This is a genomic window from Methylocystis parvus, assembly GCF_049675845.1.
Lineage (GTDB): Bacteria > Pseudomonadota > Alphaproteobacteria > Rhizobiales > Beijerinckiaceae > Methylocystis > Methylocystis parvus_A.
Genome location: NZ_CP187161.1, coordinates 3,377,026 through 3,391,069 on the forward strand (window position 1 = coordinate 3,377,026; position 14,044 = coordinate 3,391,069).

12 protein-coding genes and 7 pseudogenes are annotated in these 14,044 nt (G+C 65.5%); 5 read left to right on the top strand and 14 right to left on the bottom strand.

All coding sequences use genetic code 11. The features are described 5' to 3' along the window. Positions 1 to 84 precede the first annotated feature (84 nt). The 4 genes and pseudogenes from ACPFMJ_RS17475 to bluB all read left to right on the top strand — a co-directional run. Positions 85 to 852, top strand: a pseudogene (locus tag ACPFMJ_RS17475) (cobalt-precorrin-6A reductase); the annotation flags it as partial. Positions 853 to 975: 123 nt separating this feature from the next. Continuing rightward, the gene (locus ACPFMJ_RS17480) at positions 976 to 2,418 is read left to right on the top strand and encodes a cobyric acid synthase (RefSeq protein ID WP_424363902.1); all 1,443 of its coding nucleotides are present in this window, start codon (positions 976 to 978) and stop codon (positions 2,416 to 2,418) included. Beyond that, positions 2,415 to 3,410: a threonine-phosphate decarboxylase CobD gene (gene cobD, locus ACPFMJ_RS17485; protein WP_424361199.1), complete on the top strand. Its 996-nt coding sequence runs from the start codon at positions 2,415 to 2,417 to the stop codon at positions 3,408 to 3,410. Before ACPFMJ_RS17480 ends, cobD begins: the two co-directional genes overlap by 4 nt. Next, positions 3,410 to 4,126, top strand: a complete 717-nt coding sequence (gene bluB / locus ACPFMJ_RS17490; protein WP_424363903.1) for a 5,6-dimethylbenzimidazole synthase — start codon at positions 3,410 to 3,412, stop codon at positions 4,124 to 4,126. The genes cobD and bluB overlap by 1 nt, the downstream gene beginning before the upstream one ends. Positions 4,127 to 4,315: 189 nt before the next feature. Here the strand turns inward: bluB and ACPFMJ_RS17495 are convergent. The 8 genes and pseudogenes from ACPFMJ_RS17495 to ACPFMJ_RS17530 form a co-directional block, all read right to left on the bottom strand. Continuing rightward, a pseudogene (locus tag ACPFMJ_RS17495) lies at positions 4,316 to 5,980 on the bottom strand (efflux RND transporter permease subunit); the annotation flags it as partial. Between the two features lie 85 nt (positions 5,981 to 6,065). After that, positions 6,066 to 6,707: pseudogene (locus ACPFMJ_RS17500) on the bottom strand (efflux RND transporter permease subunit); the annotation flags it as partial. A gap of 235 nt (positions 6,708 to 6,942) precedes the next feature. Then, positions 6,943 to 7,152: pseudogene (locus ACPFMJ_RS17505) on the bottom strand (efflux RND transporter permease subunit); the annotation flags it as partial. Between the two features lie 5 nt (positions 7,153 to 7,157). Continuing rightward, on the bottom strand, positions 7,158 to 7,439 hold the full coding sequence (locus ACPFMJ_RS17510) for an efflux RND transporter permease subunit (RefSeq protein ID WP_424361200.1): 282 nt from the start codon (positions 7,437 to 7,439) through the stop codon (positions 7,158 to 7,160). Then, entirely contained in the window at positions 7,436 to 7,618 is a 183-nt protein-coding gene (locus ACPFMJ_RS17515) for an efflux RND transporter permease subunit (RefSeq protein ID WP_424363904.1), read from the bottom strand. Before ACPFMJ_RS17515 ends, ACPFMJ_RS17510 begins: the two co-directional genes overlap by 4 nt. 116 nt (positions 7,619 to 7,734) lie before the next feature. Further along, positions 7,735 to 10,074: pseudogene (locus ACPFMJ_RS17520) on the bottom strand (efflux RND transporter permease subunit). A 47-nt stretch (positions 10,075 to 10,121) separates the two neighbouring features. Continuing rightward, on the bottom strand, positions 10,122 to 10,310 hold the full coding sequence (locus tag ACPFMJ_RS17525; RefSeq protein WP_424361201.1) for a hypothetical protein: 189 nt from the start codon (positions 10,308 to 10,310) through the stop codon (positions 10,122 to 10,124). Between the two features lie 20 nt (positions 10,311 to 10,330). Further along, entirely contained in the window at positions 10,331 to 10,915 is a 585-nt protein-coding gene (locus tag ACPFMJ_RS17530; RefSeq protein WP_424363905.1) for an efflux RND transporter periplasmic adaptor subunit, read from the bottom strand. Between the two features lie 34 nt (positions 10,916 to 10,949). On the opposite strand from ACPFMJ_RS17530, the gene ACPFMJ_RS17535 reads away from it, so the two are divergent. Next, complete coding sequence (locus ACPFMJ_RS17535; RefSeq protein ID WP_424363942.1) at positions 10,950 to 11,240, top strand: hypothetical protein; 291 nt, start codon at positions 10,950 to 10,952, stop codon at positions 11,238 to 11,240. 151 nt (positions 11,241 to 11,391) lie between these two features. Here the strand turns inward: ACPFMJ_RS17535 and ACPFMJ_RS17540 are convergent. From ACPFMJ_RS17540 to ACPFMJ_RS17565, 6 genes and pseudogenes are all read right to left on the bottom strand, one after another. Next, positions 11,392 to 11,475: pseudogene (locus tag ACPFMJ_RS17540) on the bottom strand (biotin/lipoyl-binding protein); the annotation flags it as partial. Further along, a complete protein-coding gene (locus ACPFMJ_RS17545; protein WP_424363943.1) occupies positions 11,472 to 11,687 on the bottom strand; it encodes a hypothetical protein in 216 nt (71 codons plus the stop codon). The gene ACPFMJ_RS17545 and the pseudogene ACPFMJ_RS17540, both read right to left, overlap by 4 nt. 208 nt (positions 11,688 to 11,895) lie before the next feature. Next, positions 11,896 to 11,994: pseudogene (locus ACPFMJ_RS17550) on the bottom strand (hypothetical protein); the annotation flags it as partial. Next, positions 11,991 to 12,374, bottom strand: a complete 384-nt coding sequence (locus tag ACPFMJ_RS17555) for a TolC family protein (protein WP_424361202.1) — start codon at positions 12,372 to 12,374, stop codon at positions 11,991 to 11,993. The pseudogene ACPFMJ_RS17550 and the gene ACPFMJ_RS17555, both read right to left, overlap by 4 nt. Beyond that, positions 12,371 to 12,541, bottom strand: coding sequence for a hypothetical protein (locus ACPFMJ_RS17560; RefSeq protein ID WP_424361203.1), 171 nt, complete (start codon positions 12,539 to 12,541; stop codon positions 12,371 to 12,373). Before ACPFMJ_RS17560 ends, ACPFMJ_RS17555 begins: the two co-directional genes overlap by 4 nt. An 846-nt stretch (positions 12,542 to 13,387) precedes the next feature. Beyond that, on the bottom strand, positions 13,388 to 13,981 hold the full coding sequence (locus ACPFMJ_RS17565; RefSeq protein WP_424361204.1) for a DUF2147 domain-containing protein: 594 nt from the start codon (positions 13,979 to 13,981) through the stop codon (positions 13,388 to 13,390). Positions 13,982 to 14,044 lie beyond the last annotated feature (63 nt).

The window sequence follows — 14,044 nt, forward strand, 5'->3', positions numbered from 1 at the left end:
CACCCGACGCCGCTGCGCGGCGCCACCCTCCCCGCAAGGGGGAGGGATAATGCTGCGAGATTGGCGCGGTACGGCGCAGCCTGCGTGGATTTTGATCGTGAGCCGCCTCCCTCCCCCTTGCGGGGAGGGATAAAGGGTGGGGGGCCTTTCAGCCTCGGCGATGCTGCAAGTCGAGACGCATCCCGCCAGCATCCAACTAATGGCTTCGGGACGGCTGCCGACCGCAAAAAGCGCATCCTCCTGCTCGCCGGCACGAGCGAAGCCCGCGCGCTGGCCGCGCGGCTCGCCGCCGATCCGGCCTGTCACGCGATCGCCTCGCTTGCCGGCCGCACAAGCGCGCCGATGGCGCTCGCGCTGCCGACGCGCGTCGGCGGGTTCGGCGGCGTCGAGGGATTGAAGCGCTGTCTGGAAGAAGAGCGCATCACCCACGTGATCGACGCGACGCATCCTTTCGCCGCGCAAATGTCCGCCAATGCGCAATCCGCCTGCGTCGCGCTCGGCCTGCCGCTCATTGTTTACGCCCGCGAACCGTGGCGCCTGACCGACGGCGACGACTGGATAGAAGTATCGAACAACGCCGCCGCCGCCCATGCGCTGGGAGAAGCGCCGCGCCGCGTGTTTCTCACCATCGGCCGGCAGGGCGTCGCCGATTTCCGCGCGGCGCCCCGGCACCATTATCTCCTGCGCGTCATCGAGCCGCCGGAAGCCGGCGACCTGCCGCCGAACTGCGAGGTCTTTTCCGCGCGCGGCCCTTTTCCGCGCGAGGATGAAGTCGCCCTGATGCGCGAGAAATGCATCGACATCGTCGTGAGCAAGAATAGCGGCGGCGCGCTCACCTACGCCAAGATCGAAGCAGCGCGCGCCCTCTCGCTGGAGACGATCGTCGTCCTGCCGCCGAGCGCACGCACGGGCGAGAGCGCTCGCGCACGATCTCGACGCCGTCATGGCGCTGCTCGCGTCATGAGCCGCGCGCTGATGATCCAGGGAACGGGATCGGACGTCGGCAAATCGCTGGTCGTCGCGGGCCTTGCGCGCGCCTTCGTCAATCGCGGCTTGCGCGTCGCGCCCTTCAAGCCGCAGAACATGTCGAACAACGCCGCCGTGACGGAAGACGGCGGCGAGATCGGCCGCGCCCAGGCGCTGCAGGCGCGCGCGGCGCGGCTCGCGCCCAGCGTGGACATGAATCCGGTGCTGCTGAAGCCGCAGGGCGCGAACGGCTCACAAGTCATTCTGCGCGGCGCCATCGCCGGGCAGGCGAAGGCGCGCGATTATCAGGACTGGAAGCCGCGCCTCAAGCCCGCCGTGATGGAAAGCTTCGCGCGGCTCAAGGCGCAGAGCGACCTCGTGATCGTGGAAGGCGCAGGCAGCGCGGCGGAGATCAACCTGCGCGCCAACGACATCGCCAATATGGGCTTTGCGCGCGAAGCGAACGCGCCCGTCGTGCTCGTCGGCGACATCGATCGTGGTGGCGTCATTGCGCAGCTCGTCGGCTGCAAGGCGGTGCTCGACGCGGAAGACGCCGCGATGATCGAGGGCTTCATCGTCAACAAGTTTCGCGGCGACGCCTCGCTGTTCGACGAAGGCATGCATTTTATCGCGCAGCGCACGGGCTGGCGCGCGCTGGGGCTCGTTCCCTATTTCGACGCCGCGTCGCGCCTGCCGGCGGAAGACGCCTTCGGCCTTCGCGCGCAGCGCAATGCGCGAAAGCAGGGCGTCGTCGTCGCCGTTCCGCTGCTGCCGCACATCGCCAATTTCGACGATCTCGATCCGCTGAAGGCGGAGCCGGGTGTCGATCTGCGCCTCGTGCAGCCGGGCGAACTCCTTCCGGCGGATGCGGCGCTCGTCATTCTTCCCGGCTCCAAGGCGACCATGGCCGATCTCGCGGCGCTGCGCAGAGAAGGGTGGGACATCGACCTTCGCGCCCATGTGCGACGCGGCGGCCGCGTCTTCGGAATCTGCGGCGGGTACCAGATGCTCGGCCGCGCCATTCGTGATCCGCAAGGCATGGAAGGCGATGTCGGCAGGGCCGAAGGCCTCGGTCTTCTCGATGTCGATACGACGCTGACGGACAAGAAGACACTGACGCGCGTTACGGGCCGCGCGCTTCCGTTCGATGCGCCCTTTCACGGTTATGAGATGCATGTCGGCGAAACCTCCGGGCCTGATTGCGCGCGTCCATTGTTCCGCTTTGAAGGCGGCCGCGCAGATGGCGCGTTTTCGCACGACGGTCGCATCATGGGCGCCTATGTGCACGGCCTTTTCGCCGACGACGCCATGCGGGCCGCCTTCCTGAATTTTATCGGCGCCGAGGCGTCTGCCCTGCGCTTTGAAACTTCCATCGACGAAACGCTCGACGCGCTCGCGACGCATTGCGAGACGCATATCGATATCGACGCGCTTCTGGAGATCGCGCGATGACGTCTCCAATTGCGCATGGGGGCCGTCTGGACGAAGCGCGCCGCCTTTATCCGAATGCGCCTCAGCCCTGGATCGATCTTTCGACGGGCGTCAATCCGCATCCTTATCCGCTGCCGGCGATCGCCCCCGAAGCCTGGACGCGCCTGCCGGACGACGAGGCGTTCGCCGCGTTGGAGGCGGCCGCGCACGCCGCCTATCGCGCGCCGCAGGCGGTGGCGGTCATCCCGGGCGCTGGCGTCCAGGCTTTCATCCAGCTCTTGCCGCGCGTCTTTCCCGCGCGTCGCGTCGGCGTTCTCGGCTTCACTTACGCGGAACACGCCGCCTGCTGGTCGGCTGCGGGCGCCAAAGTCGCGACGGTAGAGTCGATCGCGGATCTCGCGGGATTCGACGTGGCGATCGTCGTCAATCCGAACAATCCCGACGGGCGTGTGGTCTCTTCGCGAGACCTGGCGCGTCTGGCTGACGAGATGACGCGCAAAAGCGGCCTGCTTGTCGTCGACGAATCCTTCGTCGATTTCACGCCGACCCACAGCGTCGCATCGCTTGCGTCGCTCGAAGGCGCGATCGTCCTGCGATCTTTCGGCAAGGCCTATGGGCTCGCAGGATTGCGCCTCGGCTTCGCGCTATGCGCGCCGCGCCGCGCGGAACGGCTGCGGTCGGCGCTCGGGCCCTGGGCTGTCTCGGGTCCCGCGCTCGCCATCGGCGGGCGCGCCCTTTCCGACGCGCGCTGGCTGCAGGCCGCCGCTGTGGCTTCGGCGATGGACGCCGCACGTCTAGACAGTCTTCTCGAGCAGGCGGGTTTCGGCCTCATGGGCGGAACCGCACTGTTTCGGCTCGTCCGTCACGAGCGCGCCGGCGATTGGTTTATGCGGCTCTGCGAGAGCGGCATTCTGCCGCGGGCGTTTCCTGAGCGGCCAGAATGGCTGCGCTTCGGCCTTCCCGCGGGCGAAGCCGCCTGGACGCGGCTGACGAACGCCCTGGAGATTGCGTGATGGCGGATGAAACGCCTTTCGAGCCGTGGCGAATCGCCGCGGACGAACTCGGTCCCGCCGCGCCCTTCAGCGAGGCGGATCGCGCCGCCGTCTATCGCGCGATCTATACGCGCCGCGACGTGCGCAATGAGTTCTTGCCCGAGGAGGTGCCGCAGGAATTGTTGCTGCGCATCCTCGACGCGGCGCATCACGCGCCTTCCGTCGGCTTCATGCAGCCGTGGAATTTCATCGTGATACGAGACGCCGCGGTGCGCGGCGAGGTTCATCGGGCCTTTCTGCGCGGCGCCGAGGCCGAGGAGCGGATGCTCGATCCGGCGCGGCGCAATCACTACCGAAACCTTAAGCTCGAAGGCATTCTCAAATCCCCGGTCAATGTTTGCGTGACCTGCGACCGCGAGCGCCATGGCGCGACAGGGCTCGGCCGCACGCAGCAGCCCAACACCGATCTTTTGAGCGCGGCCTGCGCCGTTCAGAATCTCTGGCTCGCGGCGCGCGCGGAAGGCGTCGGCGTTGGCTGGGTGAGCATCATGCGCGAGGAGGATTTGCGGGCAATTCTCGGAATTCCCGAAGAAATCGCCATCGTCGCCTATCTCTGCGTCGGCTTCGTCGAGCGGGCCTACAAGCGCCCTGAACTCGAAGTGAAACGCTGGGCCTCGCGCCTGCCTCTGGAAACGCTGGTCTTCGAGGACCGCTGGGGCGCTCAGCAGATAGCATAGACCGGCGTCGTGTAGAGCGTCAGCGCCTGGCTGAGCAGCAGGCCGCCGATGATGGTGATGCCGAGCGGACGGCGCAGCTCGCGCCGATGCCCGTCGCGAAGGCGAGGGGCAGCGCGCCGAACAAGCGCCGCGAAGCGTCGTCATCACGATGGGGCGGAAGCGCTCGCGCGCCGCCTCCAGCGCCGCGTCACGGACAGAGAGACCGCGATCGCGCTCGGCATGGAGCGCGAAGTCGACGAGCATGATGCCGTTCTTCTTGACGATGCCGATCAGCAGAATGCCGATGAAGGCGATCACCGTGAAGGTCCATATGCGAACAGCTCGAGCGCGAGCAGCGCGCCGAGGCCGGCGGAAGGCAGCGTCGAGATGATCGTCAATCGGATGGACGAGGCTTTCATAGAGGATGCCGAGCACGATGTAGACGGCGAGCAGCGCGGCGAGGATGAGCGTCGCCATGCCTTTCGCGACCTTGCGGAAGTCGGCGGCGTCGCCCGCCCGCATGCAGGCTGCTCGGCGGATTGAGCACCGCGACGGCTTCCTCGATCGCCTGCAGGTCGCGGCGTCGAGCGTCGAACCCGGCGCGACATTGTAGGAGATCGTGACGGCGGGCAGCACGCCCTGATGATTGACGACGAGCGGCATGGAGCTGCGCTCGACGCGCGCCAGCGCGGTCAGCGGCACCTGCTGCTTGTTCGCGCTCGTGACATAGACGCCCGCAAGATCGCTGATGTCGCGCTGGCGCAATTTCGGCGTCTCGATCACGACCTTATATTGATTGCGATCGGTATAGATCGTTGAGAACTGCGTCTGCGAGAAAGCGTTCGACAGCGCGGTGTCGATATCGGAGATCGGGACGTTCAAGCGCGATGCGGCGTTGCGGTCGATGTTGACGTGCGCGCGCAGTCCGCCTTTCTCCTTGTCGGACGTGACGTCGACGATCTGCCCGGAATGGCGCGCGATGAAAGCGCTTTCGGCGCCATTCCTCCAGTTCGTCGAGCGATTGAGCGACCACAGCGTATATTGGTAGTCGGCCTTGCCTGACCGCGCGCCCGCGCGAATATCGCGCGACGGCATCAAGCGCGTCGCCAGTCCGACGATGTCGCCGAGCGGCTTTCGCAGCCTGTCGATAACCTCAGCCGTCGGCACGTTGCCGCGTTCATCGAGCGGCTTCAGGCTGATGAACATCCGGCCCTGATTTTGCGTCGGATTGAAGCCGCCTGCGCCCATCAAGGAGCCGATATTATCGACCGCGGGATCGGCAATCACCTTCAGTGCCCGGTCTTGCAGCCGCTTCATATCGGCGAACGAGACGTCCGGCGCGGCTTCCGTCGCCGCGATGATGAGACCGGTATCGTCTTCGGGCAGAAAGCCCTTCGGCAGCACAGCATAAAAATGCACGGTCAGAAAGATCGTCGCGATGAAGACGCTAAGCATGACGAGCTGGTTGCGCAGTGCGATCCGCAGCGTGAAAGCATAGGCGCTGACGACGAGACCCAGAGCCCCCTCGAAGATGCGGTCGGCGAGGTTGCGATGCGCTTCGGCGCCTTCCTTGATGAAGTGCGCGCAGATCATCGGCGTCACGGTCAGCGACACGACGGCGGAAATGACGATGGCGAACGTCAGCGTCAGTGCGAATTCATGCAGCAATCGCCCCGCGATGCCGGTCATGAACAGCACCGGGATGAACGCGGCGACGAGCGACAGGCTGATCGAGACGACGGTGAAGCCGATCTGCCGCGAGCCATCGAGCGCCGCCGACATGCGGCTCATGCCGCGCTCCCGGTTGGCTTCGACGTTCTCGATCATGACGATGGCGTCGTCGACGACGAAGCCGACCGCAACGGTGAGCGCCATCAGCGAGAGATTGTCGATCGAGAATGCCGGCGACCCACATCGCCGCGCAGGTCCCGACGAGCGATAGCGGCACCGTGATGCCCGCGGCGATGACGGCGTCGCCGCGGCGCAGGAAGACGAATACGACCGACATCACGAGCAGGATCGTCAGGCCCAGCGTGATCTGCATGTCGTGAACAGAAGCACGGATTGTCGTCGTGCGGTCGGTTAGAATGGAAATGTCGATGCCGGCCGGAATCCATTCCTTGAGCTGCGGCAGGACAGCCTTCACCCGATCGACCGTATCGATGACGTTTGCGTCCGCCGTCTTGGTGATGATGAGAAGCACGGCCGGTGACATGTCGAACCGTGCCGAAGACCGGGAGTTGCGCGTTGCCTTGACGACCTTGGCGACATCCCCGACTTTGACGACGTCGCCGTTCGGCATGTTCTTGACGACGATATCCTTGTAGTCCTCGGGTTCCATCATCTGCGAGTTGGATTGCAGCACGATGGTCTGGTTCGGCGCATCGACGGAGCCGATGGGCGCCAGATCGTTGGCGGCCGTGACGGCGTTCTTGACGTCGTCGAAGCTGAGACCCATCGAAGCGACGAGCGTCGGGTCGACTTGCACGCGGATCGCCGGCTGATCGGCGCCGGCGATGCGCGCCTCGGCGACGCCCGGCACCTGCGAGATGCGCTGCGCGATAACCGAATCCGTCGCGTCGAAAATCGCGCTCGTCGGCATCGTGCTCGAGGTCAGCGCGAGCACGCATAGGCATCGGCCGACGGGTTATACTTGCGATAGGTCGGCACCTGCGGAAGATCGCCCGGCAGATCGGCGGTTGCGGCGTTGATCGCGGCCTGCACGTCGCGCGCCGCAGCATCGACGTTGCGGTTGAGGTCGAACTGCGCGATGGCGTCGACGTCGAGCCGAGTGAGCTTGTCGACGTCATTTCCGTCACGCCCGCGATCTCGCCGAGGCGGCGCTCGAGCGGCGATGCGACGCTTGCGGCCATCGTCGCCGGATCGGCTCCGGGCCGCGTCGCCATGATCCGGATGGTCGGAATCTCGATCGCCGGCATGCTGGCGACCGGAAGCATGAAGTACGCGACCGCCCCAACGAGAAACAGGCCGACGGCAAGAAGTGCCGTGCCGATGGGCCGCTCGATGAAGATGCGCGAGACGTTCATCGCCGTTACTCCGCAGCCTCGCGATTGGCCGTCGCTGCAGCCGACGGATGGCTGGGCGCGGCGGTAACCGGTTCGCCGGAGGCATCGAGCGCACGGGCGCCTCCGAGGCGGGCGCGCAGCCGCTCCATCGCCAGATAGATGACCGGCGTCGTGTAGAGCGTCAGCAATTGGCTGAGCAGCAGGCCGCCGATGATCGAGACGCCGAGCGGATGCGCAACTCGCTCCCAGGCCCATGCGCCATGGCGAGCGGCAGCGCGCCGAAGCAGTGCGGCGAGCGTCGTCATCATGATCGGACGGAAGCGCAGATGCGGCGCGCACGATCGAATCGCGCGGCGCGAGACAGCCCTCGCTCGCGTTCGGCCTCGAGCGCGAAGTCGATCATCATGATCGCGTTCTTCTTGACGATGCCCATCAGCAGGATGATGCCGATCAGCGCCACGATCGAGAGATCGAGGCGGAAGAGCATCAAGGCGAGCAGCGCCCACGCCGGCTGACGGCAAGGTCGTCAGCACGGTGAAGGATGAATGAAGCTCTCATAGAGAACGCCGAGCACGATGTAGATCGCGATGATTGCCGCAAGGATCAGCCATGGCTCGCTCTGCAGCGACTTCGAACTCCGCCGCGTCGCCGCTGAAGGTGCCCGACACGGTAACGGGCAGGCCGATATCCTTTTTCGCCGTGTCGATCGCAGCAAGCGCATCGCTCAACGATGCATTGGGCGCCAGATCGAAACTGATGGTCGATCGCCGGGAACTGATCCTGATGCGCGACGGAGAGCGGCGCGGCGATATTGTCGACGCGCACGAAGGTCGCGAGCGGCGTCTGCGGTCCGCCGCCGATGGGCGCCACATAAAGCTTTTCCAGCGCCGACATGTCGCGCAGATATTGCGGCGCGGCCTCGAGGATGACGCGATACTGGTTCGACTGCGTGTAGATCGTTGAAATCTGGCGCTGGCCGAAGGCGTCGTTCAGCACATTGTCGACGTCCTGCGCCGAAATGCCGAGACGGCCCATCTTCTCGCGGTCGATCTTCATCAAGGCGCGCAGGCCGCCGTCCTGGGTTTCCGCGCGACGTTGCGCAGGCGGTGTCGCGCAGCTGTCGAGCCATTTTCTTCGACCAACTCGCATCGAGCTCGCCGCGTCGGCGCTGGCGAGCGTATATTGATATTGTGAGCGGCTCGGCCGCGTGGTGATCTGAATGTCCTGCACCGGCTCGATGAAGAGAGAGGTGCCGGCGACCTTCTCGCCCGCCGCCTTCAGGCGGTCGGCGATCACGTCGGCGCTCACGTCGCGCTCGTCGCGGCTTTTCAGCGTCACGGTGAGGCGGCCGACATTGGTCGTCGCATTGAGCTGGCCGACGCCGAGCACCGAGGCGACGCCCGGCGACATCCTTGTCCGTCGCGACGATGGCCGCCACGTCTTTCTGCAGCTTCGTCATCTCGTGAACGGAGGCGTCGGCGGACTGCTTCCACACGACGGTGATGCACGCCCGTGTCCTGCCGCGGCAGGAAAGCCCTTCGGCATGATGACGTAGAGCGAGATCGTCAGGACGACCGTCATCAGCGCCACGACGAGCGTCGCACCCTGATGCCGAAACACGAATTCGAGCGAGCGATCGTAGCCACCGATCACGCGTTCGATGAAGCGGCCGACGATGCCGGACTTCTCGTCGTGTCCGCCGCGCAGCAGCTTCGAGCACATCATTGGCGTCAGCGTCAGCGACACGACAGCCGAGACGACGACCGCGATCGTCAGCGTCATCGCGAACTCGCGGAACATGCGCCCGACGATGCCGGTCATGAACAGCAGCGGAATGAAGACCGCGATCAGCGACACCGTCAGCGACACGACGGTGAAGCCGATCTCGCGCGCGCCGTCGAGGCCGCCTTCATCGGCTTTTCGCCCTTCTCGATATTGCGCACGATGTTCTCGATCATCACGATCGCGTCGTCGACGACGAAGCCCGTGCCGATGGTGAGCGCCATCAGCGAGAGGTTGTCGAGCGAAAATCCGCAGAAATTGGCCGCCGAAATACATGACGCCGAACGTGGCTACCAGCGACACCGGCAGCGCCACGCCCGCGATGATCGTCGCCCGTATCGAGCGCAGGAACAGCAACACGACCATCACGACCAGGCCGACGCTCAACACGAGCGTGAACTGCACGTCGCGGATCGAGGCGCGGATCGTGCCGGTGCGGTCGTTGACGATCTGAGGACTGACGCCCGCCGGCATCGTGCGCTCGACGCGCGGCAGCTCGGCCTTGATGCGGTTCACCGTCTCGATGACGTTGGCGCCCGGCTGCCTCTGGATATCGACGATGACCGCAGGTTTGCCATTGTACCAGCCACCCACGCGCGTGTTCTCGAGGCCCTCGGAAACTTTCGCCACATCCCTGATGCGGACCGGCGCGTCGTTCCGATAAGCGACGATGACATCTTCGTAGATGTGCGCTTGGTCGATCTGATCGTTGGCGTCGAGCGTGTAGGACTGCCGCGCGCCGTCGATCGAGCCCTTGGCGCCGGCGACATTGGCGGCGGCGATGGCCAAGCGCAGGTCGTCCATGCTCATGCGATTGCGGCGAGCCGCGCGAGATCGGCCTCGACGCGAATGGCGGGCGCACGCCGCCCTCACGGAGACGTGGCCGACGCCCGAGACCGAGGCCAGACGTTGCGCCAACAGCGTGTCGGCAAGATCGGACATTGAGCGGAGCGACTGCGTATTCGACGTCAGCGCCAGGGTGACGATCGGCGTATCGGCGGGATTGACCTTCGAATACGACGGCGGATAGGGCAGGTTTCGCGGCAGGTCGAGGCCCGGCATTGATCGCCGCTGCACGTCCTGCGCCGCGGCGTCGATGTCGCGGTCGAGCGTTGAATTGCAGCGTGATCTGCGACAGCCGAACGAACTCGTAGACGACATCGCAGCCAGCGATTGGATCTGCCCGAACTGGCGTTCGAGCGAGGCGGTCACGAGCGACGATTGTGTCGGGATTTGCGCCGGGAAGCTGCGTCGTTACCTGGATGGTCGGGAAAATCGACCTGCGGCAGCGGCGAGATCGGGCAGCGCGCATAGCCGCCGACGCCGAACAGCAGCACGGCGAACGCCAGCAGCGTCGTCGCGACTGGCCGCTTGATAAAGGGCGCTGAAACATTCATGGCTCGCTTCGCGGCGGGCGTCACCTTCCGGGCTCGCTCCGTTTCAGATTATCCTCGGGCTTCGGGAGAGGCGGCGGCCGCGCTCCGTGGCGCCGGCGCCGTCGGGTCGCAACGCGCCCCCTTCCTGCCCGCGTGAAATCCCATTTGCGCCGCCGCCGTTCATCGGCTGCCGGCGCGGAGGCGGAATTTCGCCCGGCATTGTCGCTCGCCTGTTTTTCCGCACCCTCGCGACCGTCGGAGACCACGCGCACTTTCGCGCCGTCCGCAAGCCGCCCAAATCCGCTCGTGAGGACCGTGTCGCCCGCCTTCAGACCAGAGGCGACGACCGCGATGTTTTCGTCCTGCTGGCCGACCTTGACGTTTTTCGTGATCGCGACGTCGCCGTTGGTGAGGAGATACACATAAGGTCCGCTCGGACCCGGCCGGATCGCCGTCGCCGGCACGACGACGGCGTTCTTGAGCGTGTCGACGACCATTCGGACGTTCACGAATTGACCGGGCCAAAGTCTCAGCGACTGATTGGCGAAGGTCGCCTTTATTTTCGCCGTGCCGGTGAGCTGGTCGATCTGATTGTCGATGACCGTGAGTTCTCCGGATGGCTCGATCTCCGCTTGATTGTCGGGGCCGAGCGCGGAACACTTGGCGGCTGCCGCGGGCGACGGCGTTCTGCACGGAGAGCAGCTTCTCCTGAGGGATCACGAAAACCACATTGATCGGCTTGAGCTGCGTGACGACGAGGATGCCGAGCTGATCCGAGGCGTGCAGGATGTTGCCGACGTCGACCAGACGAATGCCGACGCGTCCGTCGATCGGCGAGGGATCGTCGCAATAGCCGAGGGTGGTTCTCGCGCTGTCGATGAGCCTGTCGGCGCGCACCAGCGCCTCGAGCTGCGCCACCAGCGCCTTCTGCGTCGCATGAACTGCTGTTGAGAGCAGTAATTGAATTTGCGGCGACCAGCTTCTCGTAACGAACGAGATCGATGCGCGCATTGGCGAGATTGGCCTCGTCCTGCGCCTTCTTGGCGACGGCCTGGTCGTATTGCGCCTGATAGAGATTGGGCTCGATCTCAGCGACGATCTCGCCCTTCCTCACGTCCTCGCCCTCGGTGACATGGAGCGCGGTGAGACGGCCGTCGACCTGGGTGCGGATCGTCGCGGTGTTCAGCGCCTGAACCGTGCCGACGCGTCGATCGTCACCGGCACGTCCTGCCGCGCGCGCGCCACGGCTCTGCGGACCGGAACCTCCTCTTCCACCGCGGCTGGCTTCTCCCCGCCGCCAAAGCCCGGCAAGACCCCGGCCCGATAGGCCGAGCCCAAGGCAAGGGCGAGGCCGAGCGCCCCTAGCGCCATGAGAATACGCCGATCGGCGCGGATCATGGAAAGATCCCTTTGTCGGCCTCATAGGCGGCGTTGGCGCGGCGATCTCCGTTTCGCGCGTGGTCGGCGACCAGCCGCCGCCGAGAGCCTGATAGAGGCTCGTCGCCGCCTGGTAATGCGCGAGATCGCGTCTGCTCCAGGAACCGTCCTGCGCCTGAAAATAGGTGTTTTGGGTCGTCGACATTGTGACGATGTCGATCGTGCCTTCGCGCAGGCGCGCTTGCGCCGCATCAAGAGCCCGTTTCGCGGCGTCCACGCCTTCTTGGTCGATCTTGAGCTCCTTGCCTGTTTCGCTGATCGCGATCAACGCGTTCTCCGTGTCCGCAGCGGGGTCAGCGTCTGTTTGCGGTAATTGGCGGCCAACTCGCTATATTTGCCTTGCTGCAGCATATATTGACCTTGCAGATTGTAGCCGTCGAAGATTGGCTGCGCGATGTCCTGCCCAGCATCTGCCAGGCGATCGCCTCCGGCGTCGCCAGATATTTGGCAGACGATCGACTGAACGCCATATTGGCCGTGAAAGCTGATCGACGGGAAAAAAGCGGCGCGCGCCTGAAGGACCGAGAATTCCTGCGAGGCGAGCTGCGCTTCCGCCTCGGCGACATCGGGGCGCCGCAGCAGCACTTCCGACGGAAGTCCGGGGGCGATCTTCGGGAAGGCAGTCGACTTGAGCGAGGTTCCCGTCACGTCGAGAAGCTCTCCGGCGTTCGCCCCAGGAGAACCGCGAGAAGATTGCGTGCTGGCGCCAGCGTCTGCTCGAGCGGAGGAATTGTCGCGCGGGCCTGGGCGAGCACGGATTCCTGCTGGGCGGTGTCGAGCGCGCTCGCCGTTCCCGACCTGCGACGCGCCTTCATCGCGCGTTCAGCACTTCCGTGGCGATGCGGACGTTGTCATGCGCGATGCGCAGCAGGTCCTGCGCGTTGAGGACCTGAAAATAGGCGTTGATGACCGAGGCGACGTCGTCAAATCTCGACGACGTGTCGCGATTGAAGCGGCTGGCGTTGGCGAGCAGCCGGGCGGCGTTCGGAGGCGTCGTCGTTCACGCCCCAGAAATCGAGCGTCGTAGCTTGCGGTGAGGCCGAGCTGGAAGAAGCCGAAATGACGGGCGTTGAAACCCGAGGACGGCGCCGAGGACGAGGCGCTGGTCGTCGCCGGGTTGAAGCCGCCGCTCGCCCCGCCGATATTCGTCGTCGTCCCGGGCGTGCGGGTGGTGCGCACGATGTCCTGCATGGAGACCGTCGGCCACAGCGCCGCGCTGGAGACGCGCGCCTGGGCGTCCGCCTGTTGGATGCGCGCACCGCGGCGGCGATGTCGTTGTTGTTCTCCAACGCGCATTATCGACGAGCGCGTCAGCTCCGCGAGCCGAACTTCGCGGCGAATCCGGCGCCGCGCGGGAATGGGCGCGGAGCGAGGCGCTCTTCGACTCGCGGAACGCCTCGGGCGGCGGCGTGGCGAGGTCCGGCTTCTCCCAGTCGAGATTGCAGGCCGGGCTGCTGTCAACTGAGGCTCATCTCCATCGCCGCGCCAGCGCTCGCCTGCAGGAGAGAGGCCGCCGCCAAAATCTGTCGGATTAATAGGCTAAAACGTCGCCGTTAACGCTACCGGCGCAAGTGGCGTGCGCCGAATGAAGCGCGGCAACGCTCGCCTACCGCACCGCGGCAGTCAAGTTACCTTATCTTAAACTTGTGACAGAGTTTGCGTCACTCATCGGCGGCGGCGGGCTTTGCGGGCTTGGCCGGCGCGGGCTTCGCCGGGGCGGCGGCCTTCGCGTCCGCAGGTTTCGCGGGCTTCTTCGCGTCGTCATGCGCGGGCGGCGCTTTCGTCGGCGCCGTCTTATCGGTCGCCTTGTCGCCGGCCTTCGCTGAATCTGTCGGCTGCGCCTTCGCCGCTTTCGCGTCCGTCTTGGCGTCGTTGGCCTTGGGGGGACCGGAGACGCGCGTCCAGGTCTCGCTCTGGCAAAGGAAGGCGACGAGGCAGCCGGTCAGCGTGAGCTGATTCGGCTCCTGATAGGTGATCTTGCCCGTGTAGGTCTTGCCGTCTTCGGGGTTGAAGAGGTCGCCCTTCCAGTTGTTCGGCCCGGTCTTGGGAGCGTGGCGCAGGATGAGAGGCGCCGGGCTGCCGTCGAGCATGGGCAGGACGCCCTTGGCGCAGAGCTTGCCCTGGCAGTCGAAGAATTCGAGCTTGTCGGTCGGGTGCCCGTCGCGCACCCAGACGCCATAGATATCCATGGCCGATGCGAACTGCGGCGCGCAGAGGGCCGTCGCGGCGACGATGCCCAGCAATAATCTTTTCATACGCCCGACCCCTGATTTGCAGTTGCATCCAAAATAATCATCCACGCAGCGAAAGGCGAACGC